Origin of the sequence: Sporosarcina sp. P25 (assembly GCF_002743235.1) — a bacterium.
In the GTDB taxonomy this organism is placed as follows: Bacteria; Bacillota; Bacilli; order Bacillales_A; family Planococcaceae; genus Sporosarcina; species Sporosarcina ureae_B.
This window is the reverse complement of sequence record NZ_PDYV01000006.1, coordinates 23,887-50,373: the sequence shown is the minus strand read 5'-3', so window position 1 is coordinate 50,373 and position 26,487 is coordinate 23,887. Positions and strand designations below refer to the sequence as shown.

26 protein-coding genes are annotated in these 26,487 nt (G+C 43.3%); 13 read left to right on the top strand and 13 right to left on the bottom strand.

The features are described 5' to 3' along the window. The first annotated feature begins 50 nt into the window (after positions 1-50). Complete coding sequence (locus CSV70_RS07215; RefSeq protein ID WP_099629092.1) at positions 51-1,301, top strand: Nramp family divalent metal transporter; 1,251 nt, start codon at positions 51-53, stop codon at positions 1,299-1,301. Positions 1,302-1,570: 269 nt separating this feature from the next. On the opposite strand, the gene CSV70_RS07210 is transcribed toward CSV70_RS07215, so the two are convergent. Then, positions 1,571-2,806, bottom strand: a complete 1,236-nt coding sequence (locus CSV70_RS07210; protein WP_085132491.1) for an S-layer homology domain-containing protein — start codon at positions 2,804-2,806, stop codon at positions 1,571-1,573. Between the two features lie 292 nt (positions 2,807-3,098). On the opposite strand from CSV70_RS07210, the gene CSV70_RS07205 reads away from it, so the two are divergent. Next, complete coding sequence (locus CSV70_RS07205) at positions 3,099-3,878, top strand: gluconate 2-dehydrogenase subunit 3 family protein (protein ID WP_233191769.1); 780 nt, start codon at positions 3,099-3,101, stop codon at positions 3,876-3,878. A 17-nt stretch (positions 3,879-3,895) separates the two neighbouring features. Beyond that, on the top strand, positions 3,896-5,656 hold the full coding sequence (locus CSV70_RS07200) for a GMC family oxidoreductase (protein ID WP_099660943.1): 1,761 nt from the start codon (positions 3,896-3,898) through the stop codon (positions 5,654-5,656). Positions 5,657-5,750: 94 nt separating this feature from the next. On the opposite strand, the gene CSV70_RS07195 is transcribed toward CSV70_RS07200, so the two are convergent. The 3 genes from CSV70_RS07195 to CSV70_RS07185 all read right to left on the bottom strand — a co-directional run bounded on the left by CSV70_RS07195 (position 5,751) and on the right by CSV70_RS07185 (position 9,851). Next, positions 5,751-7,268, bottom strand: coding sequence for an ABC transporter permease (locus CSV70_RS07195; protein ID WP_233191768.1), 1,518 nt, complete (start codon positions 7,266-7,268; stop codon positions 5,751-5,753). Positions 7,269-7,330: 62 nt separating this feature from the next. Then, positions 7,331-8,230: an ABC transporter ATP-binding protein gene (locus tag CSV70_RS07190; RefSeq protein ID WP_099660941.1), complete on the bottom strand. Its 900-nt coding sequence runs from the start codon at positions 8,228-8,230 to the stop codon at positions 7,331-7,333. 139 nt (positions 8,231-8,369) lie between these two features. After that, the gene (locus CSV70_RS07185) at positions 8,370-9,851 is read right to left on the bottom strand and encodes an S-layer homology domain-containing protein (RefSeq protein WP_099660940.1); all 1,482 of its coding nucleotides are present in this window, start codon (positions 9,849-9,851) and stop codon (positions 8,370-8,372) included. A 182-nt stretch (positions 9,852-10,033) separates the two neighbouring features. On the opposite strand from CSV70_RS07185, the gene CSV70_RS07180 reads away from it, so the two are divergent. Together CSV70_RS07180 and CSV70_RS07175 are read left to right on the top strand one after the other, a co-directional pair. Continuing rightward, on the top strand, positions 10,034-10,231 hold the full coding sequence (locus CSV70_RS07180) for a DUF6440 family protein (protein ID WP_099629096.1): 198 nt from the start codon (positions 10,034-10,036) through the stop codon (positions 10,229-10,231). Between the two features lie 381 nt (positions 10,232-10,612). After that, complete coding sequence (locus tag CSV70_RS07175) at positions 10,613-10,786, top strand: Zn-dependent hydrolase (RefSeq protein WP_233191767.1); 174 nt, start codon at positions 10,613-10,615, stop codon at positions 10,784-10,786. A 54-nt stretch (positions 10,787-10,840) separates the two neighbouring features. Here the strand turns inward: CSV70_RS07175 and CSV70_RS16565 are convergent, their stop codons facing one another. Then, the gene (locus CSV70_RS16565) at positions 10,841-11,059 is read right to left on the bottom strand and encodes a hypothetical protein (RefSeq protein ID WP_199171602.1); all 219 of its coding nucleotides are present in this window, start codon (positions 11,057-11,059) and stop codon (positions 10,841-10,843) included. Between the two features lie 323 nt (positions 11,060-11,382). On the opposite strand from CSV70_RS16565, the gene CSV70_RS07165 reads away from it, so the two are divergent. The 4 genes from CSV70_RS07165 (at position 11,383) to CSV70_RS07150 (ending at position 14,378) form a co-directional block, all read left to right on the top strand. Beyond that, entirely contained in the window at positions 11,383-11,838 is a 456-nt protein-coding gene (locus CSV70_RS07165) for a MarR family winged helix-turn-helix transcriptional regulator (protein WP_099629097.1), read from the top strand. A gap of 80 nt (positions 11,839-11,918) precedes the next feature. Further along, complete coding sequence (gene mhqE / locus CSV70_RS07160) at positions 11,919-12,872, top strand: ring-cleaving dioxygenase MhqE (RefSeq protein WP_099629098.1); 954 nt, start codon at positions 11,919-11,921, stop codon at positions 12,870-12,872. A 103-nt stretch (positions 12,873-12,975) separates the two neighbouring features. After that, positions 12,976-13,578 carry an alpha/beta hydrolase gene (locus tag CSV70_RS07155; protein ID WP_099629099.1) on the top strand — a complete coding sequence of 201 codons (603 nt, stop codon included), beginning with the start codon at positions 12,976-12,978 and terminating at the stop codon, positions 13,576-13,578. A gap of 269 nt (positions 13,579-13,847) precedes the next feature. Beyond that, complete coding sequence (locus tag CSV70_RS07150) at positions 13,848-14,378, top strand: YceI family protein (protein ID WP_099629100.1); 531 nt, start codon at positions 13,848-13,850, stop codon at positions 14,376-14,378. A gap of 120 nt (positions 14,379-14,498) precedes the next feature. On the opposite strand, the gene CSV70_RS07145 is transcribed toward CSV70_RS07150, so the two are convergent. The 6 genes from CSV70_RS07145 to chrA all read right to left on the bottom strand — a co-directional run bounded on the left by CSV70_RS07145 (position 14,499) and on the right by chrA (position 20,973). Beyond that, positions 14,499-14,936: a GNAT family N-acetyltransferase gene (locus CSV70_RS07145; RefSeq protein ID WP_099629101.1), complete on the bottom strand. Its 438-nt coding sequence runs from the start codon at positions 14,934-14,936 to the stop codon at positions 14,499-14,501. Between the two features lie 62 nt (positions 14,937-14,998). Continuing rightward, positions 14,999-15,685 carry a Dph6-related ATP pyrophosphatase gene (locus CSV70_RS07140; protein WP_099629102.1) on the bottom strand — a complete coding sequence of 229 codons (687 nt, stop codon included), beginning with the start codon at positions 15,683-15,685 and terminating at the stop codon, positions 14,999-15,001. Beyond that, positions 15,682-16,674: a GNAT family N-acetyltransferase gene (locus CSV70_RS07135; RefSeq protein ID WP_233191766.1), complete on the bottom strand. Its 993-nt coding sequence runs from the start codon at positions 16,672-16,674 to the stop codon at positions 15,682-15,684. Before CSV70_RS07135 ends, CSV70_RS07140 begins: the two co-directional genes overlap by 4 nt. A gap of 669 nt (positions 16,675-17,343) precedes the next feature. Continuing rightward, positions 17,344-17,868 carry a PCYCGC motif-containing (lipo)protein gene (locus CSV70_RS07130; RefSeq protein WP_099660939.1) on the bottom strand — a complete coding sequence of 175 codons (525 nt, stop codon included), beginning with the start codon at positions 17,866-17,868 and terminating at the stop codon, positions 17,344-17,346. Between the two features lie 84 nt (positions 17,869-17,952). Beyond that, positions 17,953-19,338, bottom strand: a complete 1,386-nt coding sequence (gene fumC, locus CSV70_RS07125) for a class II fumarate hydratase (RefSeq protein ID WP_099660938.1) — start codon at positions 19,336-19,338, stop codon at positions 17,953-17,955. A gap of 456 nt (positions 19,339-19,794) precedes the next feature. Beyond that, positions 19,795-20,973 (bottom strand): chromate efflux transporter, encoded by a 1,179-nt coding sequence (gene chrA, locus CSV70_RS07115; protein WP_099627729.1) that lies wholly within the window; start codon positions 20,971-20,973, stop codon positions 19,795-19,797. A 266-nt stretch (positions 20,974-21,239) separates the two neighbouring features. On the opposite strand from chrA, the gene CSV70_RS07110 reads away from it, so the two are divergent. The 4 genes from CSV70_RS07110 (at position 21,240) to CSV70_RS07095 (ending at position 25,562) form a co-directional block, all read left to right on the top strand. Continuing rightward, positions 21,240-21,860, top strand: coding sequence for a DUF47 domain-containing protein (locus CSV70_RS07110; protein WP_085132471.1), 621 nt, complete (start codon positions 21,240-21,242; stop codon positions 21,858-21,860). Between the two features lie 13 nt (positions 21,861-21,873). Then, complete coding sequence (locus CSV70_RS07105; protein ID WP_085132470.1) at positions 21,874-22,872, top strand: inorganic phosphate transporter; 999 nt, start codon at positions 21,874-21,876, stop codon at positions 22,870-22,872. A 191-nt stretch (positions 22,873-23,063) separates the two neighbouring features. Then, positions 23,064-23,264, top strand: a complete 201-nt coding sequence (locus tag CSV70_RS07100) for a cold-shock protein (RefSeq protein WP_009766462.1) — start codon at positions 23,064-23,066, stop codon at positions 23,262-23,264. Positions 23,265-23,405: 141 nt separating this feature from the next. Next, a complete protein-coding gene (locus tag CSV70_RS07095) occupies positions 23,406-25,562 on the top strand; it encodes an MMPL family transporter (protein WP_199171601.1) in 2,157 nt (718 codons plus the stop codon). A 156-nt stretch (positions 25,563-25,718) separates the two neighbouring features. On the opposite strand, the gene CSV70_RS16450 is transcribed toward CSV70_RS07095, so the two are convergent. Further along, positions 25,719-25,886, bottom strand: a complete 168-nt coding sequence (locus tag CSV70_RS16450; protein WP_157111248.1) for a hypothetical protein — start codon at positions 25,884-25,886, stop codon at positions 25,719-25,721. A gap of 21 nt (positions 25,887-25,907) precedes the next feature. Further along, a complete protein-coding gene (locus CSV70_RS07090; protein WP_085132468.1) occupies positions 25,908-26,369 on the bottom strand; it encodes a hypothetical protein in 462 nt (153 codons plus the stop codon). Positions 26,370-26,487: the final 118 nt, after the last annotated feature.

The following is a 26,487-nucleotide window of genomic DNA, read 5'->3' as shown; positions in this document are numbered from 1 at the left end:
TTTTCTTTTCCTCGCCTATTCAGTGAGGACAATTAGGGGAGGAAAAGAAGATGGTCGCTAACGTACCCGTTACACAGCAAGTTAAGAAAAAAGGGTTACTTTCAAAGATAAAATCGATGGGGCCGGGAGCCATTATTACTGCTTCCTTCATAGGTCCGGGTACTGTCACTACCGCCACTCGCGCAGGTGCTGGATTTGGTTACGCCATTTTATGGGCAGTAGTCTTCTCTATTATCGCAACTATTGTTCTTCAGGAAATGTCTGCACGACTTGGTGTTGTTTCAAAAAAGGGATTGGGTGAAGCGATACATGACCAATTCAAACAACCTTTACTGAAATTCGCTTCTATATGGCTCGTCATTATATCGATCGGTGTTGGCTGTGCTGCATATATTTCAGGTGATTTGATGGGAACGTCCCTTGGCGTCTCTACATTGACGAATATTCCAGCACATATTGTAAGCCCTTTCATTGGCGTGGCGATCCTAATCTTGGGGTTGTCGGGCAGTTATAAATTAATCGAAAAGTTAATGATTTTCCTCGTCATCGTCATGAGTGTGACGTTCATTACGACAATGATTGTTGTAAAACCTGATATTGGCGCGGTATTTGCCGGGGCATTCATCCCAAGCATACCAACCGGATCGATCATTATTATTATCGCATTGGTCGGAACAACAGTCGTCCCGTATAACTTCTTCATCCACTCTTCTATGGTGCAGGAACGCTGGACTCAGGTAAGTGATTTGAAAGAAGCAAGATGGGATACGATCATTTCAATTTGTGTGGGTGGATTAATTACCGCGGCCGTTTTGATCACAGCAGCGTCCACGATGATGGGCATGGAAGTGACGAGTGTAGCTGACCTTTCTGTCCAATTAGAGCCTTTATTCGGTTCATGGGCGAAAGTATTTATCGCGATAGGCATTTTTGCAGCTGGTTTCTCATCCGCTATCGCAAGTCCACTTGGTGCAGCAGTCGCAATCAGCAGTGTCTTAAAGTGGGAAGGCGGAATGAAAAATAAAAAGTTCAAAATGGTATTCTCCGGTGTGATCGTCATCGGGATTATCACATCCGCCATTGGCTTCAGTCCACTCGATGTATTGCTGGCGGCACAAGCATTGAATGGTATTTTACTTCCGATTGTTGCGGTATACTTGTTTGTGATCATGAATAATAAACAATTACTCGGAGATCAGCGCAACTCTACTTTCCTCAATATCATTGGAGCGATCGTCATCTTAATCGCGATTTTCCTTGGTGGATATAGTTTGGTTGATGCAATTCAAGTATACTTGTAACACTAGTTGCATAAGGAAAAGCGTTCCACTTTTATGGTGGAACGCTTTTTCGTGTATCTTGGGGGTTTCTATTTCATTATCCGCTCATTACATACTAAAAAGCGCTCTATACTGCTGCTTATCCGCTCTATCGAGTCGCGTTAACGCTCTATCACGCCCCACGACCGCTCTATGCAACGGTGCATACGCTCTATCCACTTCATTATCCGCTCTAAAAAGCGCTCTGCCAAAACGGCTGAGCGCTAGTATGGTTAGGTTATGACTGCTTACTAGTAAGCCAAGCCATCGTCTGAATTCACAAGCACTGTATCTCGGCCATCTTTCGTGTCTACAGTAAATTTATACTCTGTAAATGGATATTTTTCTTTCGTGACAGGATCTTCACCCGTCTTTTTCGCTTGTGAAACGTACGTTATTTTAACATTTGAAGAATACGCATAATTCAATTTCACAACACGCTCTGCTTCAGCTTTAGTCAGTTCAAAATTCTTTTTCCCTACTTCTGTCCAATCAAAGTGATCCATCTTCCAACTACCCGATTCTTTCTTAAACGCGTAGTCAACAAAGCCGCCACCCGTTAGTTGATTGCTAAATGAAACGGTTTGGATACGAAGTGTATTGGCGTCTGGCTGTTTATAGTCGAAACGCATGGAAGGTTCAATTGTTAAATACGGGAATAAAAACGAATCACACTGTGTACAGACGCTCGGATAATCTTCTTTTAACAAGCCATCCACAAAAGCTTTTGTAGCGTAAGGTAGCTGCTTTGAACGAAGCTGATTATACGTTTGATTATCCATTTTCCCTTGGATGCGAATCCCTTCAATGACAATAGGTAAGCGCATAGTCAAATCTACCGCTTTTTCTTTCGTTACACTAGTACCTGAAGGTGATTTCCCCACTTTCATCGCACGATACAAAAACTCCGCATAGTGCGCACGTGTAACAGGCTGATTCGGAAGAAACTTCCCTTTATCTCCCTTAGTAACTCCATTGGAATACAATGCACTCGCATGTACGTATCCCCAGTGCAAGAAGTGAAGATCTTCAAACTGTGTCGGTTCCTTTATATTGAACTCAAATGCCAAATCTAGCATCTTTGCCATCTGAATTCTTGTGATAGACGCATTCGGATTGAACTTCCCGTCCATTCCACCACTGATAATCCCCTTGTTGTATAACTTCATAATTGGCTTATAATACATATGGTTTTTCGGCACGTCCGTAAAGACCAGTTTATCGGTAGGCGGTTGCGGGAACTTCAACACTTGATCAAGTAAAGATGCCACGTGCTTACGACTGACCGGTTCACTTGGACGGAATGTTCCGTCTGGATAGCCATTAATATAACCCGCTTTCTGCATTTCTTGAATCGCGGTGTAGTTTGGATGCTTCTTCGATACATCCTTAAATTCTTTCGCAGACGCTTCATTGAAATCTGCAAAAACAAGCGATAAAGTCAGTACCAATGCTGTCCATACTAGAACTCGTAAAGTAGTCTTCATACACTTTCACTCCTTTGTTAGGTAGTAACGTTCTACTCTCATAGTATCAATAACTCTTCTGAAAGTATAGGAACATTTGTATAATAAAGGAAGCAATTTATACTTCGATAATTCGTAATGCCAATATTTACTGACATCAACTGGTCACCGATTATGGATGACCATTTACACTTTTCACTCTTTACAGCTATTAAACTCCCAGATGAATTGACATATAACACTTTATTAGATAGAATTGCCAGATTATCTATTTAATATTAAAATTGTTTTCAACAACTTAGGAGGATGGAAAATGGCCGATAAAAAAGATATGAAACCTGGTGAGTCTAGTGCCAAACAAGCACCAGATGCAAGTCGCCGTCAATTTATGAAAAATTCCGGTTTGGTTGTTGGAGGAGTCGCAGGTGGTTCATTACTTGGCGGATTACTGACTAACCAATTTAAATCCGATAAAAGCGCGCCCGTAAAAACGGAAGATCAAAAGGTCGAGTTGACAGAAGCGCGTATGTTCTTTGAGAGATACGAAGATTTTGTCGTTCTAGAACAAGCAACTGAACGTATTTTACCGAAAGACGATAATGGTCCCGGTGCGATTGAATTGGGTGTTCCTTATTTTATCGATAAACAAATGGCTGGATCATGGGGCATCAATGGGACGGATTACAGACAAGGTCCATTTTTAAAAAATGATCCACCAGTCGATCAAACGAGTCTGAACAGAGGCCAAGTGATCATTACGGGCATTAGAAAAATGAATGAAGAAAGTAAAAAACGTTTTGATGTAACATTTGATAAAGCAGAAGAAGAGCAGCAAATTGAAATTTTACAAGACTTTGAAAGCTCTAAAGTAAAACTTCGTGGTGTAAATGCGGGTAGTATGTTCCAGTTACTTCGTGAATTAACAATGGAAGGTGCCTATTCCGATCCATTATATGGCGGTAACCGCAATATGGCTGGTTGGAAAATGCAGGAGTTCCCAGGCGCTGTGCCTTCCTACGCTGATATTATCGAAAAAGAGGAATTCGTTAAAAGAGATCCAATGAGTCTAACAAGTTATCAACAAAAATCATAATTTAAGGGGTTACTTACATGGCTGAAAAATTAGATAAAGTCGACGTAGTCGTCGTTGGAAGTGGTTGGGCTGGAGGTATAGCCGCTGCTGAACTAAGTAAAGCGGGTTATAAAGTAGTCTGTTTGGAGCGAGGTAAAGAAAGATCGACAAAAGATTTCGTCGGATCAAAAGATGAACTTCGTTATACAAAGCGTCATGAATTGGCTCAGGACTTAACGAAACAAACGATGACTTTCAGAAATAATGTGGGTGAAGACGCTATTCCCATGCGCAAACACAATGGCTATCCAATCTACGATGAAGGTACAGGCGGCACGTCCGTACACTGGTCAGGTTGGTCTTACCGTTGGCTTCCATTTGACTTTGAAATTCGTAGTAAAATTATTGAAAAGTACGGTCAAGAGCGCATCCCTAAAGATATGATCGTTCAAGACTGGGGCGTTACATATGATGATATGGAACCTTACTATGATAAGTGGGAGAAAACAGCTGGAATTTCTGGTGAAGTGAATCCTTTAGGACCTCCACGTTCTGACGAGTATCCGAATCCGCCAATGAAAGAATCTCCTGCTATTCGGTTATTCGCGGATGCTACAAAGAAATTAGGCTATCATCCATTCCGCATGCCGGCTGCAACCGTCTCGCAACAATATGTAAATCCAGATGGCGAAACTATCAATGCGTGTGTATTTTGTGCATTTTGTTCCATGTACGGTTGTGACTTTGCCGCTAAAGCAGACCCGATCGTTACGGTTCTTAAAACGGCACAAAAGACAGGAAACTTTGAAATTCGTAACAATGCACATGTAAAACGCATTCTACATGACGGCAGAAAAGCAACGGGCGTATTGTATGTCGATCCTCTTACACTGGAAGAATTCGAACAACCTGCAGATTTGGTTGTGTCGGCTGCATTTTTCTCAGGAAACAATCGCTTAATGATGTTATCCGGAATCGGAGAGCAATATAATCCTGAAACTGGTAAAGGAGTCATCGGTAAAAACTTCACTTCCCATTACACAGGAATCGGTGGAAATGCAGCGACTGCTTATTTTGAAGATAAGAAATTCAACACATTTGCGGGAGCCGGCGCACTAGGTTGTGTAATTGATGATTTCAATGGAGACCATATCGATAATACCGATACAGACTTCCTTCATGGATTCAACATCAGTATTTTCCAAGATGGAGCTGCGGCCATTGCGAATAACCGTGTTCCACAAGGCACGCCTTATTGGGGTAAAGAGTTTAAAGAAAAATCCGTTCATTATGCGCACCGTTATTTAAATATTGGTGGTATGCAAGGCACTATGCCGTATACGCACAATTATTTGGACTTGGATCCAACGTATAAAGACGTCTACGGAGATCCTCTTCTTAGAATAACAGCTAAATTTACGGATCAAGAACGCAATATGGCAAAAATGATTGCTGAAAAATGTGCAGAAATCGCTGAAGAAATGGGTGCGGATATTATCGATACTCCACCTGTAGCAGACGATGTGGAAATGACTTCATCGAGCGTCAATACACATGCGGCAGGCGGTGTGATTATGGGTGTAGATCCAGAAACGTCGGCTGTTAACACGTATTCACAAGTTTGGGGAATGGAAAACGTATTTGTGGTCGGTGGATCTTCATTCCCGCACTTTGGTAACTCCAATCCAACTGAAACCATTGGTGCATTTGCTTACCGTGCTGCAGAAGGTATGATTAAATATCTTAAGGGCGATGGCGGTTTACTAGTTGAAAGTAAGACAAGTAAAGAAACGGTTTAATAATAGGAAAAAGCGTTCTACTTATTTATTAAGTAGAACGCTTTTTTCAGTTAACTATAGATCATGATAAGATGCAAAAGTAATATACAAACCCTTACCCTTCTATATCCCGATTAGTATACCGATTGATCCCGAAAACAAGCAATACAATTGCCACGGTCATCAATCCACCAGCATGCAGCCAATTCATGTCCTCAATCGGCAACTTGGAAACAAAGCCAAACGGTGAAAGCTTTTCCATCCATTCAGGAAACTGAAACAAACCACCTAAATATAACGTAATGAATCCGTAGAATAAATAGAGCCAAACGAAGCCCGTTGCTTTTTCCGCGATGCCAATCAAACATGTGCTGACCGCAATCATCACAATGACTGCCGGAAAATGAACGATACTAGCTTGCCATACGGTGAAGAACGGGAATGGATCTTCCATTGACGTGGTGCCGGCTACCCATAAACCGAGTGCTGAGAAGCTCAGCATCACAAATCCGGTGAACAACGCCAACGCCAAATAGGAAACGAGTAGTTTCTTTCTTGAAACTGCCCGCCCAAGCAAATGATCTAGGCGTGATTTCCGCTCTTCGCCCACTACTTTATGGATGACGAGCAACGCGGGAATCGTACTAATAAATGCCAGTACCGCCATCAGCATCGGCAGGAATTGCGCAGTCAATGAACTGTTTTCATCTGCTATAATCATCGAAGCGAGCAGGTCATTATCTTGAAAAAACGAATCTAAATCTCCGAGGACCGAACCGTAAGATAACCCAAGCACTAGCATACCCATCGCCCAAGAAATGAACGCGGTTCTTTGCAGTCGCCAAGCGAGCCCCATCGGATGCCGCAACCAAATCGAAGCATGTGCTCGACCGCTTCGTGACGGAAGAAAACCCGAGCCCATATCGCGTTTGCCTTGCAGAACCACAGCCAACACACACAATAGTAGACTTGCGACTAGTAATCCCCCTATCGGCACCCAGTTATCATCGCTGTACGGCTGAACTTGCGTAAGCCAACCGAACGGTGGAATCCACTCCGTAACCGATCGCAATACATAGCAGCCAATCATCACCGTAAACGACAGACCGACTGCCCCCCGTGAACTTTCCGAGAGTTGTGAGCAAACCGCCGTAACACTTGAAAAAAACAAGCCGACCGCACCAAGCGATGCGCCGTACATAAGTGATCCATATAGTCCCATACTATCCAATGAAAGACTATACAGGCCTATACCGATCAGCAATGCGAGTAATAAATTGACAACGAACAGCGTAAGCATCGAAGCCGTCAGTTGCGAATGCCGCGCAATCGGCAACGAACGTAGTAATTCGGCCTGCCCATCTTCTTCCTCTGCTCGCGTATGGCGCACCATCAATAAAATATTCATGATGGCGACTGCGATGGCGGTCATCAATAGCATCTGATGCGAGACCATGGCGCCCAGCGTGTAATTCGCGAAATCTCCAGGACCTACCATTGCCTCCATCGCCGGATTTTTCATCGTTTCTGCCATGATGTTACGATCTTGTTCGGTCGGATATAATTCATTGAAAGCCGGTGGTACGATCAGCGTGATGGCGGTGATGCCAACGAGCCACCACAAATAACGCATACGATCTTGCCTGATAATGAATCGGGTGAGACGGAGAACACCTACAAATGGAGCCCCCTTCATCACAGTTCCTTACTTTCCGCAGTTTCTTCATAATGCCGCATGAATAAATCTTCTAGCGTAGGCGGTGCACTTTCGATTTTCCGTAGACCATGCGCGCTTAGCTTCTGCATAACTGCTTCCATTTCACCTGCATCCGCATGAAATGTCCAGCCAGTTTCTGTCTGCGCTACATCATGGACACCTTGCCACGAAACGAGCGACTCAATCGGCTTTCTAGTCTCCACCGTCAACTGCATCCGCGTCAAATGCCGTAGTTCATTCAACGTCCCGCACTCGATCAGACGCCCTTGCCGGATGATGCCAACGCGATCGCACAGCTTCTCGACTTCAGACAAAATATGGCTCGACAGCAACACCGTCTTCCCTTCTGCCTTCACTTCCGCCACACATTGCTGAAACACCTTTTCCATTAACGGATCGAGTCCAGATGTCGGTTCATCTAGCAAAAACAATTCTGCATCGGAGGCAAACGCCGCCACCAAAGCGACTTTCTGACGATTCCCTTTCGAATACGTTCGGCACTTCTTCGTCGGATCTAGCTGAAAACGCACAAGTAATTGTTCACGCTTTTGTTCATTGATTTTCCCTTGTAAGCTCGCGAATAAATCAATAACTTCTCCGCCTGTCAATTGTGGCCACAAATTTACGTCCCCTGGTACATACGCAACACGTCGATGAATGTCCACCGCATCTTGCCACACGTCCTTGCCGAAAATCGTTGCCGTACCGTTCGTAGCATGAAGCATACCAAGCAGAACCCGAATGGCCGTCGACTTCCCTGCCCCATTCGGTCCGATAAAACCGAACACCTCGCCGTTCTTCACTGTTAAATCCAGTCCATCCAACGCCTGATGCGTACCGAAAACTTTCGTCACCTGGTTCATCTCAATCACATTCATCTACATGCCCTCCTTAGTTCGTGTCAGATTATTTCATTAATTCCAGTGTAGCATAGGACTAGACTACTCGAGATACTTTTTTACAAACACCAAAAAAGCAGACATGCGATCCATGCCTGCTTTGTTCATTTATATTCTATTAATGAAAAATCATATCATCTTCGTCACTAACCGTTGCGTCTACATGCAGGTAAGGGCCCAATTGACTGACTCTCACTCGGATGCCATCGTAGATCCTGTGATTTCCCTGTGACACTCCTTTAGCTTCTGGGAAGTCGACAAAGAAATCTCCTGGCTTCTTCGGTGTGATTCGGAACACATTCGTCCCCGGGTCTCTTGTCACCGTCGCAATCTGTTCACTTCCTTTAGGCAGCACATGCTTGCCCAGTTTAGCGCCTTCCCAGATGCTCAGCACTTCATTCGGTTTGATTGGCGTGACATGGACGGAATAATAAAATTGTTCTTTTACTTCAGTCGATGAGATATAATAACGTATTTTCTCACCGTCAGCATACGTAACCGTCGCAATAAATTCGCCCGGCTGATCCATTTGAATGGTATTACAATATTGCAACAACTGATTTTTGCATCGCTTAAACCCTACGCGATCATTCACCAGTTCTCCTTCCGCTGTCGAAAGAGTAATCGTCGTAGCATCTATGAACGGTTCGTTATTTTCTCTTCTTTCATAGTGCTTCCAAAGCTCTACAGGTGTGGAATAGATATCTGCCGTCTCTTCCAATGAAATATCCCATGCACCATTCACTTTTTTGACATGTACATAGTATTTTCTATAATTTTTATCGGATGTCTCGGATGAAGCTGTACCCGAAAAAGTCAGTGTAGACGTTCCTTCTTTCTTTGGAACAATATGAACTTTTGTTTTCAAATTGGGCTGGCTTGGGATTTCACTGTCTGCCACTACATCAAATACATTCGAATTCGTTTTGCTGACATTATCGAATCTCTTCCATTTAAAATCTTTCGCATGCATCGTTAGAATCCCAGGCTTCACATCTTCCGCCGCTTTTAGTAATTTCGCTGCTTGACCTCTTGTAATGGAAGCGTTTGGACTAAATGTCGTAGGAGACGTCCCTGTCGTAAGCCCGAGTTGATACAGGCTATATATTCCCTCACGGTGGCCATTTTTATGCGCCACATCCAAAAATCCATAATCCGGATCATGATACAGTGGCAATTCAAACGCTTTGATGATGATCGAAGCCATTTGCGCACGCGTAATCGAATCATTTGGTCCGAATCGTCCGTCGCCATAGCCGTTGATGACTCCTTTTTCCGCTAGTACCGCAATCGCTTTATAATAGCCATTTGCAGTCGAAACGTCTTTGAATTTTGGATCTTTAATAGTCGTAGTAGGAAGTTTCGTCATCTTCACGATAATGGCAGCCGCCTGCCCTCTCGTGATAGAGTCATTTGGCCGGAACGTACCGTCTGGATAGCCTCCAATTATATTACGTGACGCCAAGTCATTCACCGCTTCCGCGAAATGCTTCGAATCTGGAACATCGGGAAATTTCGAATTGCCTGCAGCAGCGCTTGATACAGGCACACTACATACTAGCAAAATCGCACCGAGTACCGCCATGATTTTATTCTTCATTGCACTACATCCTCTCCATAGTCTAGTAGTTTGCCGTACAGACGTAGAATTACAGAAATAGTTTCAAAGTTTTTCGAATTAATTTTTCTCTAGATTAATGCACTACTTAATAGAAACTGACGGATTTTTGGATTATCAAATAACACGTTGTATAGTCATACCAATACAAAGGAGGGTCTAGAATGGATAAGAAACGTTTTGCAATCATCGAAAAACAAGGCAAACTGCAGCAATTTCAAGTGATCCGCGACAATGAAACCGGTGTACTTTATATGTCACAAGCTCAAGGTTACGGCCTAGGCATGACAGTCCTCTTCGATGTAGAAGGAAAACCACTCGTGGATCAAGAGTATGTTAGATCTGGTAAGTACACTATGTAGAAATCCACACTCTATCTCTCTCGCAATTAATCCATTCCTTTCAAAGACATATTGGCCAACAATAGATTACCAATATGGGCGTGTGAATAGGATATTAATTTGCGAGGATTAGAAGATAATACGAAGTAGATTAACGCATTGAAGGGTATTCTCCTTTGACTCTGAAAGCCGGTCTAATCGATTGCGGCAGTCATTTAAAGCGAATCAACATGTAAGATGCTTTTGGCGACCCGTGGCTGCTTACTTGTGAAATACTAATAGGAAACTAAAGCAAACGGGTGCGATTGTGCAAGAAGGATTTGGGCATACGTCTAATTAGTAATTAACCCATTAGAACTGTATAATATAAGGTAAGATTATACTGATAAAGGGGTGGTTTATATGAAGGCATTGGATCTTGACTCAAAAGAATTTAGACGAGTGATGCATAATCTTCATCTCGAAAATTTAAAAATTTCTTCTGATATGCAGGAAAAAGTCTTAGAACTCATAAATACAAAGACTTCAATTACCCCTACTTTAATTAAGGATATATTGCGGCATGGGAAAGTATAATGATAAAGAAAATGATGATTACCTAATAAAACACAATTTATTGGAGATTAATTCTCATAAAGAACTCGAAAGAGCAGAAGCATTGGCATTTTCTCTTCGTGCAATGGCACTAGAACAAAACGATTTCATATTATCACTCCAACGCTGAATCCCTTCAAATAATGTCCCGGATACATTCGCATTTCCCTTGCCTAGCCCTGAAAAGATATAATCCAAGTGTAAATGAGGATCCGCATAAGGTGGCAACACTAAACGACCTTTTAAATCAATCACTTCATCTGCGCTACCTACATCATTCCCTATTGTTTTAAACTAACCATTTTCCACTAAAAATTCATGGGAATGTGGGTCACCATATATATTCGCATTGATAAATTTTTTCATAAAACACATTACTCCTGTATCCGTTGTACTAGTACTGAGTATAGAATTTACAATAGACTTAAAAATATTCTTGCTCTCCACACGACATGATCGACCTATTCTTCAAACATCCAGCTCGTATTCAAGTGTTAATTTCTCTTCAAACGTATAAGTTGACATCGTAAAATCCCTATTATATGATTACCTTGAATTCGAGATAAAAGGAGAACGTCATGGACAATCAAAATATAGATCGTTATGAAGAAGATTTGTCTCTAAAGGCATTTATAGTTTTAACTCGAGCAATGCAATCCATTAAAGTACGCGTGGAAGACGATATCAAACGCTCAGGTTTAAATACAACAGAATTTGCTGTTTTAGAATTAATTTATAGTAAAGGTGATCAACCGATACAAAAAATCGGTGAGCAAGTACTAATTGCAAGTAGTAGCATCACGTACGTTGTCGATAAATTAGAAAAGAAAAACTTAATCAAAAGAAAACCGTGTCCTAAAGATCGACGTGTAACACATGCGTCCATAACAACCGATGGGACGGAACTGATGAATGAAATCTTTCCCCCTCACAAACAAGCGATAAAAGAAATTTTTAGTGGGTTAGATATACAAGAAAAAGAACAACTCATTACACAGGTAAAAAAATTAGGTTTACATGCACAAAATATGTAATGTGAGATCTAGTTTTTTTAATATAATATCTCGAATTCGTAACATATCAATTCATTATAAGTAAAAAGGGGTTTGAGCACATGACAACCGAATTACTAGGAATTCACCACGTTACCGCCATGACAGACGATGCCATGAGAAACTATGAGTTTTTCACAAACGTACTTGGCATGAGATTAGTTAAGAAGACAGTCAACCAAGATGACATCCAAACGTATCACACATTTTTCGCAGATGATATCGGTTCACCAGGAACAGACATGACGTTCTTCGACTTCCCGAACAACCCGAAAGGTACACCGGGGACAAACTCGATTTCCCGAACAGGACTTCGAGTGCCTAGCGACGCCGCACTTGAATATTACGTAGAGCGTTTCAAAGAGTTCGGCGTAGAAAATGATGGCATTCAAGAGCTCTTCGGAAAAAAGGTACTGCCTTTCCAAGAAGAGGACGGGCAAAAATATCAACTGTTCTCTGATGAGAATAATGAAGGTGTCGCACCAGGTACACCTTGGAAAAATGGACCCGTACCTGAAGATTACGCAATTTACGGCTTAGGACCGATTGAAATCACAGTTAGCTATTTTGAAGATTTTAAAAAAATGCTAACGGAAGTGTATGGTATGAAGCCAATTCTTACGGAAGAGAACGTCACATGGTTTGACGTAGGCGAAGGTGGCAACGGAGGACAGGTCATTTTACGATATGATGATACAACACCAGGCCGCCAAGGGTATGGACAAGTCCACCATGTATCGTTCAGAGTGAAAGACCATGAAGCGGTCAAAAATTGGGAAGCAAAATATGATGAAATGGGAATACAACATTCCGGTCATGTAGACCGCTTCTACTTTGAAGCACTCTATACACGCGTCGGTCATATTCTAATTGAGCTATCAACGGATGGCCCAGGTTTCATGACAGATGAACCATACGAAACATTAGGTGAAAACCTATCACTTCCCCCATTCCTTGAACCAAAACGTGAATATATTGAATCTCAGATTCGTCCGTTCGATACAACACGTTCATAATCGGTATAAAAGGAGTTTTGTAAATGGAAGCCATGAAAAGAATCCACCCTATTACAGCCATTGGTAGAACGATCGGATATTTATTTAAAGGAGTGGTAGAACAGTGAACTATCTGTACAATGAAAAGAAAAAAGGTGCACCCGTATTTGTATTGCTCCACGGCACAGGTGGTACAGAAACAGACTTGGTATCTCTTGCCGAACTACTACATCCTGATTACAACGTTTTAGGCATCAGAGGAAATGTGCAGGAAAATGGAATGAATAGATTCTTCAAACGGCACGGTGAAGGTCAGTACGACTGGGAAGATCTTGAATTTCGCGGCAATGAACTGTATGAGTTCATAGTCAAGAAATCAAAAGAATACGACTTCAAACCGGAAGATGCAATTCTTGTCGGATTCTCAAACGGTTCAAACATCGCTATTCACATGATGCTTAAACAACCAGGAACTTTCAAAAAAGCCGCTTTATTCGCACCACTGTATCCAGCAGATATAGCAGAAACACAAGACTTCAGCGATGTAGAGGTGTTTCTATCACTAGGGGAAGGTGATCCGATTGTGCCGGAATCTGAAAGTAAGCGAGTCATCCGTCTCTTTGAAGAAAGAGGTGCACATGTCACCACAGCTTGGGTTACGGGACATAGCCTGACACAGGAAGTCGCGCATCAAGCGAAAAATTGGTTGAATTCGACACATAACTAGGAGTGATCATGACGGAGATCATCCGGAAGAACCTTTAGCAAAAATGACGATTGTCTTGAAAGGTCCAAAGCAATTCATTATTACGCATATATCTCACAAAAAAGGGTAATGAATTCGTAAGAGGTGCTAGTAATATGCTTTTAAAAAACGTATAAAATGAAGCCATCACCTGATTACTCGTTTCTCAGATTCAAAGGAAAGTTCATCTAGAATAGACTGCATCGTACTACATTTTAAATAAAAACTATTAATTATTGGAGGAGATTTACATGACAAAAGCAATATGGAATGTTGACACAGCACACAGTACAGTAGAATTTTCCGTACGTCATATGATGATTTCAAATGTAAAAGGTACATTTAACGAATTCCAAGCGACCATCGAAGCGGACCCGCAAGATTTAACAGATGCATCGATCGATTTTACAATTGATGCAAACAGTATTGATACCCGCAAACCTGATCGAGACAATCATTTACGTTCAGCTGACTTTTTCGATGTAGAAAACTTTCCAAACTTATCGTTTAAAGCTACCGCTATCGAGAAGACGTCAGATAATACGTATGACATAACAGGCGATTTCACTATTAAAGATACAACGAAGCCTGTCACATTCCAAGTAACGTTTGAAGGCATAGCTAAAGACCCAATGAGCGGAGACGAAGCTGCTGGATTCACAGGTCATACGAAGATTAACCGTAAAGAATTCGGTTTAACATGGAATGCTGCACTTGAAACGGGCGGTGTCGTCGTAAGCGATGAAGTGAAAATCAATATCGAAATCCAATTACGTAAGTAAGCTGTATAAAAGTGAGTGAATTAAATAGTTAATTACGTGCAGTATATACCAAGCCCCTAAAGTTAGATTTTCTCTTCTAACTTTAGGGGCTTTTCAATATAGAATACGTCTTATCGCCAACTACAGTGCTAACTCTTTCTTCATCTCAATATGCGGTATGCTGTCTTCCATGAAGATATCAGAAGTGGTTTCGTATCCAAGTTTACGATAAAACTCTTCTGCATGTGTTTGTCCATGCAATTTCACCCAAACCAATCCCTTGTCCTTTGCGATATCCTCCAACCCTTGAACAATTACCTTCCCAATGCCTAGACTCCGATGAGAGACTAACACACAAATGCGTTCTAACTTCCCCATCCCATCTACTACTCTCAATCTACCAGATGCGATCGCTTGTCCTTCATGTTCCACTAAAATATGCTCGCATACTTCATTCAGCACATCGAATTCATCAAACTCGTCCTCTTCCGGAACAAGTTGTTCTTGAACAAATACAGCTTTTCGTATGTCGAAAGACTTTTGAAGATCTTCTTCTGTAACTATTCTTTTACTATTCATTATACATCTACTCCTTTTTCTACTTTTTATTCAGTCGGCCAAGCAAAAAGTAAGAAACTTCCTCAGACGATTTCTCCGTCTGTGGAAGTTCCTCGTTCTATTTCACATTTCAAAAATACATAGCCGTCTTTTTCGAGAGTTTCATTCATTTTCACGGGAATACGTTCCTTGAAAATAGGTCCATCGACAACAACCGTATGGAATTCTCCGGACTCACCGCAGCTATCGATGCCGAGTGCTTCGAGTTCATCCAATAATTCAAGTGTGAAACGTCTACCGAGAAATTCGGCTGGCATCATCTTTGTATTGACGACGACCACATAGGCTTCAAAGCCTTCTGCGATGAATTCTTCAAGTAGCTTACGTCTCGGTTCTTCCCAAAGTGGATGATATGTGTCCATACCCACTTTGGCACACATCGACTGTACCCACAGCAAGTGATCTTCTAAATCGATATCTCCAAATACTGCTTTGTGAATACCATGTGCTTTCGCAACGCGCATCGCATCTATAAATTGTATTTCATAGCCAGCCCAGTCTGCTTTTCGGATCATCAGTGGTATATCCATTTGCTTTGCCTGTGCTTGAACAATTTCCAGTGGTAATGCGTGTGATTTGGAATGCGGCTGATCTAACTCGAACATTGTCCACAGCATCGCTGGCGTATTTCCCTCTTGGATCGCGCGATATGCGGCGAGCGCAGAGTCTTTACCGCCACTCCATGATGTGACGAACTTCACGCCCGTCATTGTCCGTCCGCCCATGAGATGCGTGCATCCACTGTACGCGCCATGCGAATCATGTACGAATGGAATCCGAGCTTCGGCCAGAAATAGGATGCCAAATGATTCGCCGTCAACCAATCCGTCATAACATATTTATAACCTGCATTTTTCATTTGAGTGAAACTGTGGTTCGCAATCGATTTACCAATACCTTGTCCACGCAACTCAATATTTGTCGTCGCCTGTACAAGCACGGCCGATTCATCCGGCGTTGTCATAGCATGGCGCGCATCTGTCGGTGTAAATAGATGAAAAGCTACAGGTACATGATCCTGCTCAGCGACCCAGCTGCGCGTACCTTCTTTTCCTTCATACGCCGCAAACACATCGCGCTCCGCATCCAACGCTTCTTGAGTAATCGGTTTCCACGCGGGAGCTTTCGCTTGATGCAAACTGTTCCACGGCGCCATCTTGTGCAATGTTTTTTGCTCTTCCCCTACCAGTTCCTTCATCTTGACGAGACTATTCTCTCCTGGCTGTGCACGATAGTGTTCAAGTGACAACGCCGCAAAGCGCTGTTCGAAATGAAACGACTGCTCCAGCATTTCAAGAATTAATTCATCATTACCGACCGGTATATCCATCACATGTTCAAAGTACCCATTGCGGACCCATTCCGCTCCCACTTCGGTATACATCAATCGCGCTAATCTTGGGTGCTCGTCTTCATGAATGACGAATGACGGATACCCCACATAGACAGTACGACCCCGGGTAGCATCTTGACGATATTCGTATAATAAATAGCCGATGACATCTTCGTCACGCAACGTCACGAGTCCTCCTGTATACGGTTTCTCCAATTCTTCACGCAAACGTTCTTCTGCGTGTTCCACGTCCTCAAAGCGCTCCTGCAAAAATGGAAAACGTTGTCGTTCATCTGCATGTCTCGCCGCTAATAACGAGGCCATCTTCGGTATATACTGCTCTTCGAATTGTACAAAATGAATCATCAGAATCCCCTCCTGCCTAATTTAACTAAATTATACCACATGCTTTTAGCTTGCCAATGAAATGAATGGATGTGATGCTTTTTTGGGGGATGGACTGTTGGTGCAGCGCGGATAGGCTTCGACATTGAGCGCGTACACTCCCACATAGAGCGCTCAACCACAGACTATGAGCGAGTACGCGCGGACATAGAGCGGATGCGTGGGTTCATTGAGCGGGTAACGTGAAACTATGAGCGGTTGTAGATGGTGAGTGAGCGGATAACGCTACGCATAGAGCGCTTGCGGGGCTACATTGAGCGGATAGCGTGATTCATTGAGCGGATGCCGCGAATGCCAAAGATTTGGATGGCGCGGCGATAAAATCTGGGAATGTAAAGTGTAAGGCCGCGGACATAGAGCGGATGCGTGGGTTCATTGAGCGGGTAACGTGAAACTATGAGCGGTTGCGGATGGTGAGTGAGCGGATAACGCTACGCATAGAGCGCTTGCCGGGCTACATTGAGCGGATAGCGTGATTCATTGAGCGGAAGCGGCCAATGCCAAAGATTAGATGGCGCGGCGATAAAATGTGGGGAGGTAAGGTGTAGGGCCGCGGTCATAGAGCGCAACACAAAAAACTGCAGATCCCACTCCCATTAAAAAGAGTGAATCTGCAGCTTATACAATCAATCAAGCAGGCATTGGAGTATCTGTAGGTTTCGCATACTCTCCGTTGCCATATTCCGTATCAATCGCATCACGGATTTCTTTCATCGACTTGCCGTCTTGCTTCATTTGCACGGATTTCACTGCAATCTCTAGGCAAACTAGGCAACGTGTGCCGTGATCATCCCAGACAACGGAGCCGTCTTCGCGTACTTCATCCAAGAAACAATTCATATTACTCTTATGTCCAGCACTGTCTCCGCAACCGCAATAGCAAGGCATGTATTCCAAAATGTCCGTTGCGTTGCCTGCCACTTGATAGACCATGCGCATGTCTTCCGGCTTATCATCAAGGAATGAAGGCAGGATATCCGCTGAAGCGGTCACTTCCTGCAAATCACCGTTCGGCAAATGCTCTCCGTGATCATGTCCTGCTTCTGCCTGTGCATCTTGTGGATTTACTTCAGCAGGCTTTTCTGTAGCGTCGTTTCCACATGCAGCAAGCATCAATGTCAGCGCCGCCAGCCCTGCAAGTAACTTCTTTTTCATGTATATTCCTGACTCCTTCGTATAGAGGTTATGTCATTAGTATACAAGATTTGCAGGATAAACAAGCGCACAAATTCGTGACAATTATGAGTTGCCAGTCATCTTGCTTGGGTCTACATATTCGTCAAATTGTGCTTCTGTCAATAAACCAGTAGAAAGTGCCGCTTCTTTCAGCGTTGTACCTTCTGTATGAGCCTTCTTCGCAATTTTCGCCGCATTTTCATAGCCGATATACGGATTCAATGCTGTGACTAGCATTAAAGAGTTTTTCACTTTATTGTCGATTTCTTCACGGTTCGGTTCAATCCCTACCGCACAGTTATCGTTGAAGCTGATCATACCGTCAGCAAGTAATTTCGCTGATTGTAGGAAGTTGTAAATAATTACGGGTTTGAAGACGTTCAATTCAAAGTTCCCTTGGCTCGCTGAAAAACCGATTGTTGCGTCGTTCCCCATTACTTGTGCCACAACCATCGTCAACGCTTCACTTTGTGTCGGGTTCACTTTACCTGGCATAATTGAGCTGCCTGGTTCGTTTTCTGGAATCGTAATTTCACCGATACCTGAACGAGGACCGCTTGCCAACCAACGTACGTCATTCGCTACTTTCATCAAGTCCGCAGCCAATGCTTTCAGTGCGCCATGTGTATAGACGACTTCATCGTAGCTCGTCAATGCATGGAATTTATTCTGAGCAGACGTAAACTCGATACCCACGGACTTCGAAATTTCTTCCGCTACTTTTTCGCCGAAGCCAGCTGGTGCGTTAAGTCCTGTTCCAACTGCTGTACCGCCGATTGCGAGTTCTTTCATCGTCTCTACACTAGTTTTCAGCATGCTGTGCGTTTTCTCTAGCATTCTGTGCCAACCGCTGATTTCTTGTCCTAAAGTCAATGGCGTCGCGTCTTGTAAGTGCGTACGTCCAATTTTAATAATATCTGCAAAGTCTTCGGATTTTTTCTGAAGTGTGGCAGCTAATTTATCGATTGCTGGCAATACTTCGCGCTCAATCGCGATAACTCCCGCCACATGCAGTGCTGTCGGGAATGTATCGTTGGAACTTTGGGATTTATTGACATCATCATTCGGATGCAGGCGTTCTTCCTCGCCCCACTCCTCAAGCAACTGGTTCCCACGGTTAGCGAGTACTTCGTTCATGTTCATGTTCGACTGCGTACCGCTTCCTGTTTGCCAAACGACCAACGGGAAGTGCTCGTCCCATTTGCCTGCAATGACTTCTTCTGCTGCTGTTTTTATAGCTTTCATTTTAACTTCGGACAGATTGCCGAATGAATGACTTGCGATCGCTGCTGATTTTTTCAAATGGGCAAAGGCTTGGATTACACCAAGCGGAATGCGTTCCCCGCCGATTTTAAAGTTGTGCTTACTGCGCTGCGTCTGCGCGCCCCATAACTTATCCGCTGGTACTTGTATTTCTCCGAACGTGTCGTGCTCAATACGATATTCCATCTTTACATCCACCTCTCAAAATAATAATCAGACTCTCTATCTCTATCATGCCCTATTTTCGAGCAGATTTGAATTAAAAAGGGTTAGGGAGAGTTGCTTAGTGAGTAGGAGGTACTTAGATCACTCATTGTAGGTAGTGTATACATTATTGTTTTGTCTTAACTTATTTTAATTTAAGTACTGAAGTTCGAAAATGTATTACAACATTTACTTTAATGTGCAACAAACATCCAGATATCCCGACTAAACGCGCATAATACAGAAGCGATTGCATACACTATGAGCGTTATGACGAGCGGTTTCCGTCAGGCTTAATTGGACAAGCGATGTCGAAGCGTTTAGGTCATCCGCCACAATCGGCAAGCTCGGTATAATGAAGCATTCATATGTACAAAACTCTTTTTTCTATAGAATTTATTCAATATAACAAAAAAGCAACCGCATTTTATTGCCTTTCTACCATATGGAAAGTAGTGTTCCGCCTAGCGCCCCAACTAACACGACGATCCACGGAGGCATCTTCCAAAAGGTCAGCATACTGAATAAAATCGCTGCCAATGCAAAGTCCTCTGCCCGTAAAATGGAGCTTGTCCAGATCGGATTGTATAACGCCGAGAGTAAAATTCCGATAACCGCGGCATTGACACCCATCACTGCTCCTTTGATTTTCGGATGATTGCGTAAGACGTCCCAAAAAGGCAAGGCTCCGACAATCAAAAGAAAGGCGGGCAAGAAAATCGCAACGGTCGCAAATAATCCACCTTGCCAACCGTTCATCACTGCACCGAGATAGGCAGCAAACGTAAACAATGGTCCCGGAACCGCTTGTGTCGCACCGTAACCTGCTAGAAACGACTCGTTTCCAATCCAACCCATTGGCACCAATTCCTGCTCCAATAAAGGCAAGACGACGTGACCGCCTCCGAATACGAGCGCACCAGCTCGATAAAAGCTATCGAATAATGCTACCCAGTACGCCCCTGTTAGTTCCCGAAGCAATGGCAAAATACCGAGTAAAGTGAAAAACAGTGTAAGACAAATGATTCCCATTTTCTTTGATACGAGGAATTTGGTTGAAACAGAATCTGACACATCATGGGCTTTAAACAGCCATAACCCCACTAATCCCGCTAGAATAATCACGCCGACTTGCGTAAAGGCCGCTTGCCATAAAAGTGTGACGACGAGCGCAAATAACGCAATGGCCTTTCGCTTGACGTCCGGTGTTAAATTCTTCGCCATTCCTAGTACTGCATGCGCAACTATCGCCACAGCCACGATCTTCAAACCATGCAACCAACCAGCCCCACTAATATCTGAGCCTGCCAGAAGCGTAGCAAACAAGATCAACGCTACAACGGATGGCATCGTGAAACCTAGAAAGGAAATCAGTCCGCCTAGCACTCCTGCCCGTGCCACGCCGATACCAATCCCTACCTGACTACTTGCTGGGCCCGGTAGAAATTGTGCCAACGCGACTAAATCTGCATAGCCTTTTTCATCCATCCATTTACGTTTTCGTACGTACTCTTCATGGAAATAACCTAAATGCGCGGTAGGACCACCAAAGGAAGTCAGCCCCAGTTTAAGAGATACGACAAATAGTTCTACTAATCTTTTTACAGAAGAAGCCATGTGATTCAACGTTTCTATCTCCTTTCCATTTATATAATCCTTTACTGCGATCATCTCATGTCCACATTTTTTTTCAACAATTCTTATACATCTTTACAATAACTTAACAATATTCCACCAAATAAAGCTCTGATTAGATTTACTAAGTTTTCTTAAGGGACCCCACCTAACTTTCGCGCAATTTCTACACTATTCGCTATCTTTTACCACACGTTTTTTGTATGATGTAATAACTATCGATGTCAACAATAAATGGAGGAATTCAAATGCTAGGTCCACGTAAACCCGATCCATTTTTTACAGCATTATTAGACATTGCGAAACATGTGCAGGCATCTATGCACTATGCGAACGATTCTAAAGTCCATTCTGTGTCAGACCTGAAAGAAATTAGTATTCGAATGAAAGAGTATGAAACGGCAGGCGACACGCTGATTCATGAATTGATAACCAAACTAAATACGTCGTTCATGACACCTATTGAACGGGAAGATATTTTGAATATTGCGATTGCCATGGATGATATTTTGGATGGCATGGAGCATTTCCTTGCGAATCTTGAGATGTTCTCTCTCATCGAAATTGATGAATACATGCAGAAATTCATCAATAACATTATGAAAAGTACCGATGAAATCGTTCTTGCGATGGAATTGCTGACGAAGAAAAAGTTAGTTGAGATGCGCTCGCATGCTGTGCAAATCAAAGAGTACGAACGTATTTGCGATGAAGTTTTGCGAACTTCCATCAAGCAAATGTTCCTTCGCGAAAAAGATCCGATCCGCATCATTCAACTGAAAGATTTGTATGAACTACTTGAAGATACCGCAGACTTTTGTCAAGACGTGGCAAATAATATTGAAACAATCATCATGCGCAACGCATAAGGAGTCCTGACCGATGGATACGATTCTCATACTAACCATTCTCGTCGTGATATTTGCCTTGGCGTTCGACTTCATCAATGGTTTCCACGATACAGCTAACGCGATCGCTACATCTGTATCGACACGGGCATTGAAACCTCGGACTGCGATCATGCTGGCCGCCTCGATGAACTTCATCGGAGCGCTGACATTCACAGGCGTAGCGAAAACCATTACGAAAGATATCGTAGATCCATTCGTATTGGAAAACGGATCGCTCGTCATTTTGGCAGCACTCGTTTCCGCGATCATCTGGAACTTGGTCACGTGGTATTTCGGAATCCCTTCCAGCTCTTCGCATGCACTGATCGGCTCCATTGCCGGCTCGGCGATTGCGGCAGCGGGTTTTGGCATTCTGAATTACAGTGGCTTCATCAAAATCATCCAAGCACTGTTGCTATCTCCTATCATTGCACTAGTTGGTGGATTTCTTGTCATGACCCTATTACGGATGGTATTAAAGAACCGTAATTTATTCAAAGCGAACCGCCGTATCCGTTACATGCAAATCGGTACGGCTGCGATTCAATCGTTCACGCATGGTACGAATGACGCGCAAAAAGCGATGGGTATTATTACGATGGCTTTGATAGCGGCAGAATTACAGACAACCGATGATATCCAGCTATGGGTACGAATTGCGGCGGCTACTGCGATGGGTATCGGTACGTCAATCGGTGGTTATAAGATTATCAAGACCGTTGGCGGCAAGATTATGAAAATCCGGCCGATTCACGGGATTGCGTCAGACTTGAACTCCGCAGTCATTATTTTCGGTGCCACACTTCTTCATTTACCTGTCAGCACGACGCACGTAATCTCTTCTTCTATTATGGGAGTCGGTTCAGCGCAACGCTTAAAAGGCGTGAAATGGGGAGTCGCACAGAAGATTGTTTTGACGTGGATTATCACGATGCCAATCTCTGCATTAATGGCTGCAGTCGTCTATAAAATATTCACACTTTTCCTATAATGACATGAAAATCCAAACAGTCCTTCCTTTGTACTAATCTTTCCACTTGCTATTTCTGACTTTTCTTGTTATGATAAAGAAGAATTATTTTTGTTCGACGTTGGTCTACGATTTATCTCGACCGTTTTTTAGAAATTGAGCAAGGATAGTAATACAATGTGTACACGAGTGTGCACGAGGAGGAAACAAACATGGAACAAGGTAAAGTAAAATGGTTTAACGCAGAAAAAGGTTATGGCTTCATCGAACGTGAAGATGGCGACGATGTATTCGTACACTTCTCAGCTATCCAAGGTGATGGCTTCAAAACTCTAGAAGAAGGTCAAGACGTGTCTTTCGAGATCGAACAAGGACAACGCGGACTTCAAGCAACTAACGTTACTAAAAACTAATTTACCTATACAAACCACTTCCTAAAAGGAAGTGGTTTTTTTGTGCACTTTTTCCATATTTCCATAACACTTCTCTATATTTCATTGTTATGATAAGCATAGACAAGTGAATAATGGACTTGATTCACAGAGTGAGGAGGAATGACATTGCAACGTTTTGGGAAGTTTGTAACTCAATCATATAAATGGATTTTCACGTTTTGGCTTTTGCTATTTGGTGTGATGGCGTATTTCGCTATTCAGTTACCCGGCTTGCTTGCAGGAGATGGCTTCCGCGTAGACGGTGAGCATGAACAGGTGATGAAGATCGTTTCGGAAGACTTCGGTTTACCTGCTGAGTCTTTATTTTTAGTATTTGACGGAAAATCCGATGCAGAAATCGATGCGTCACTTGATCAGCTGGAAAAACTCGGGGTCGTGTCGGATATCGTATCCCCTCTTACTGAAAAAGAACAGTATTCAAAAGACTTATCCTATGCCCTGCTACAATTCGATAAAGCGCCTGATGATATGCCGCGTGTCGTGGAAGATATCCGCGACGAGATGGATGGTCAAAAAGGTGTAACACTCACAGGCGGAGGAGCATTTGAACACGATGTCAACCAAGCTAGCCAACGTGACTTGATGACAGCTGAAGCGATCGGTTTGCCGATTGCGATCATCGTGCTACTGTTTGCGTTTGGTACGATCGTTGCTTCATTCGTTCCATTGATCGTCGGAATCGGCACAGTCGTTTCTACTCTCGGCATTTTAGCACTGCTCGGCAATACGGTGGACCTATCCATCTTCGTACTGAATATCGTACCGATGCTCGGTCTCGCCCTCTCTATCGACTTTGCGTTATTATTCATTAGTCGTTATCGGGAAGAACTTACTAAACGCAGCGTGTCAGATTCTATCATTATGACGATTCGCACTGCAGGCCGTTCGATCATATTCTCAGCTATTTGTGTGTTCATCGGACTCGGTGCGATGCTTCTTATCAAAGTGGATATTTTCATGAATATCGCACTTGGGGGAATGATTGTCGTAGGTATGGCAGTCGTTTCTTCACTTACTCTGTTGCCTTCCGTTCTGCTGATGCTTGGCGAACGCATCCATAAAGGACGTCTGCTGAAAGAGCGTAGCGAAGAGGCAAACGGTTGGAGAAAATTTGCGCATTATGTGATCAAGCGTCCCGTGACGATTGCAATCGTTGCGTTTGTGTTACTCGCAATCGCTGTAATTCCAGTAAAAAATATGGAATTGACGATTCCACAGATTGATTCATTGCCGGAATCATTTGATACACGTGTAGCCTTTGAACAACTTGAAGATGAATTTGGTTTAGGCGACGAGAGTACCGTGTTCCTGATCGCAGAGCGTGACGGCAGCTGGAAGACGACAGAAGGTCTCGGCGATATGATCGCATTACAGGACCAGTTAACGAATGACCCATTAGTCAAAGATATTTCGACTGTCTTTACGATCAGTGGAATCGATAACGTCTCTGAATGGGAGCAAACTTTACGTATTCCACAAATGTACGACCAACTCAATCCCGTGCTGAAGAATTTCACCGATAGTGGTAACCGTTTATTCATTCCCGTGACATTAAACGCTGCCGGCAGTTCGAACGAAGCACAAGACTGGGTTCGTGACTGGTCAGAGAAAGATACAGGCTTTAACATTTTGCTTGGTGGCGAACCGCGATTCAACCAGGAAATTTTCGATGAAATAGCGGATCAAATCATATACGTGTTGCTGATTATTATCGTCTCTACTTTCTTCATCTTGATGTTCGCGTTCCGTTCATTAATTATTCCGGTGAAAGCGATTCTGATGAATATTCTCGGATTGTCGGCTACATTCGGCATTCTCGTCTATATATTCCAGTACGGCCACTTCGGATTAAATCCAGGTACCGTAGCGCTCATCATCCCAGTCATCGTCTTCAGTCTAGTATTCGGCTTAAGTATGGACTACGAAGTATTCCTCATTTCGCGGATGCAAGAAGAGTTCGCGCAGTCGTTCGATAATGATAAGTCGACGGTTGAGGGATTGGCCACGACAAGTAAAGTCATTACGTCCGCCGCGCTCATCATGATCGTTCTGACAGGCGCTTTCGCGTTTACAGACGTCATGCCAGTGAAGCAAATCGGCGTAGGTATCGCAGTCGCAGTGGCGATCGATGCGACGATTATTAGACTATTGCTCGTGCCAAGCTTAATGAAACTGTTCGGCAAGTGGAACTGGTGGCTACCGTTTGGCAAAGGCCTATACCGATCAACTAGTCAGCAAAATAGCATCAAGAAATAAAATGAAGCCGCGCAAGATTCCGTCCAGGTTGACCGGAATACTTGAGCGGCTTTTTTCATTTGCTGAGACGCGTCGGCGATGGTACTCGCATAACCACTAACTCCACACGATGAAAAACTGCCAGGAATAGTACATCCCTGGCAGTCATTCTACTTTTTATTGCCAGCCAAACGTACCGATTTCGGTATACGACTGGTTGTCCATTGATTGATGATTTTTTTGTGTAGGATTACTTTTGAAGGTAGCTTGCACCATTAACACGACGCCCACTACCGCCACAATCAACACCACGATCATCCAAATCGCAACTGTTTTACCCTTCATTCGATATCACCCCTGTAGCTGTTATTTCGTTTTGACGGAAAAGCCTTCTTCTTTCAAATAACTTGCCGCCTCACCGTAATCTCCGAAGCCCTCTTCTAAGTTGACTTCATGATAAATATTAAAGAAGCCATCTTCTTCAAGAAGCGTCAGCATTTGACCATTGGAATTTTGCCAAGTCTCTGCGATTGTTTCAGGTTCTTGCACCTCTGTCGCCAATCCTTCAATTGCCGCGCGGATCACTGCACGGAATTCATCCGCAGAGTAATCGCGTACATTGACTAGACCGCGGTCATCTGCTTCATAACCTTGAACATCTGCCACGTAGACAAATGCATTACCGTTCGGGTGCAAATGCTGCACGACTACCGTTTTATCATACAACGACTCTTCATAATGATAGTTCAAGCGTTTCATAGACACTTCTTTTTTCACTAACTCCGGGAACTCTTCTATAATCTGTTGTTTTTCTTCAAATGTTAACATATTTTTTCCTTCTTTCTAATGAAATTCATTCTTCATCTTGTTCGCCATTCCGTAATCAGGACAATCAATATGACGACTGCAAATGCGACTATATAAAACCAGGAAGGTACACTGCTCA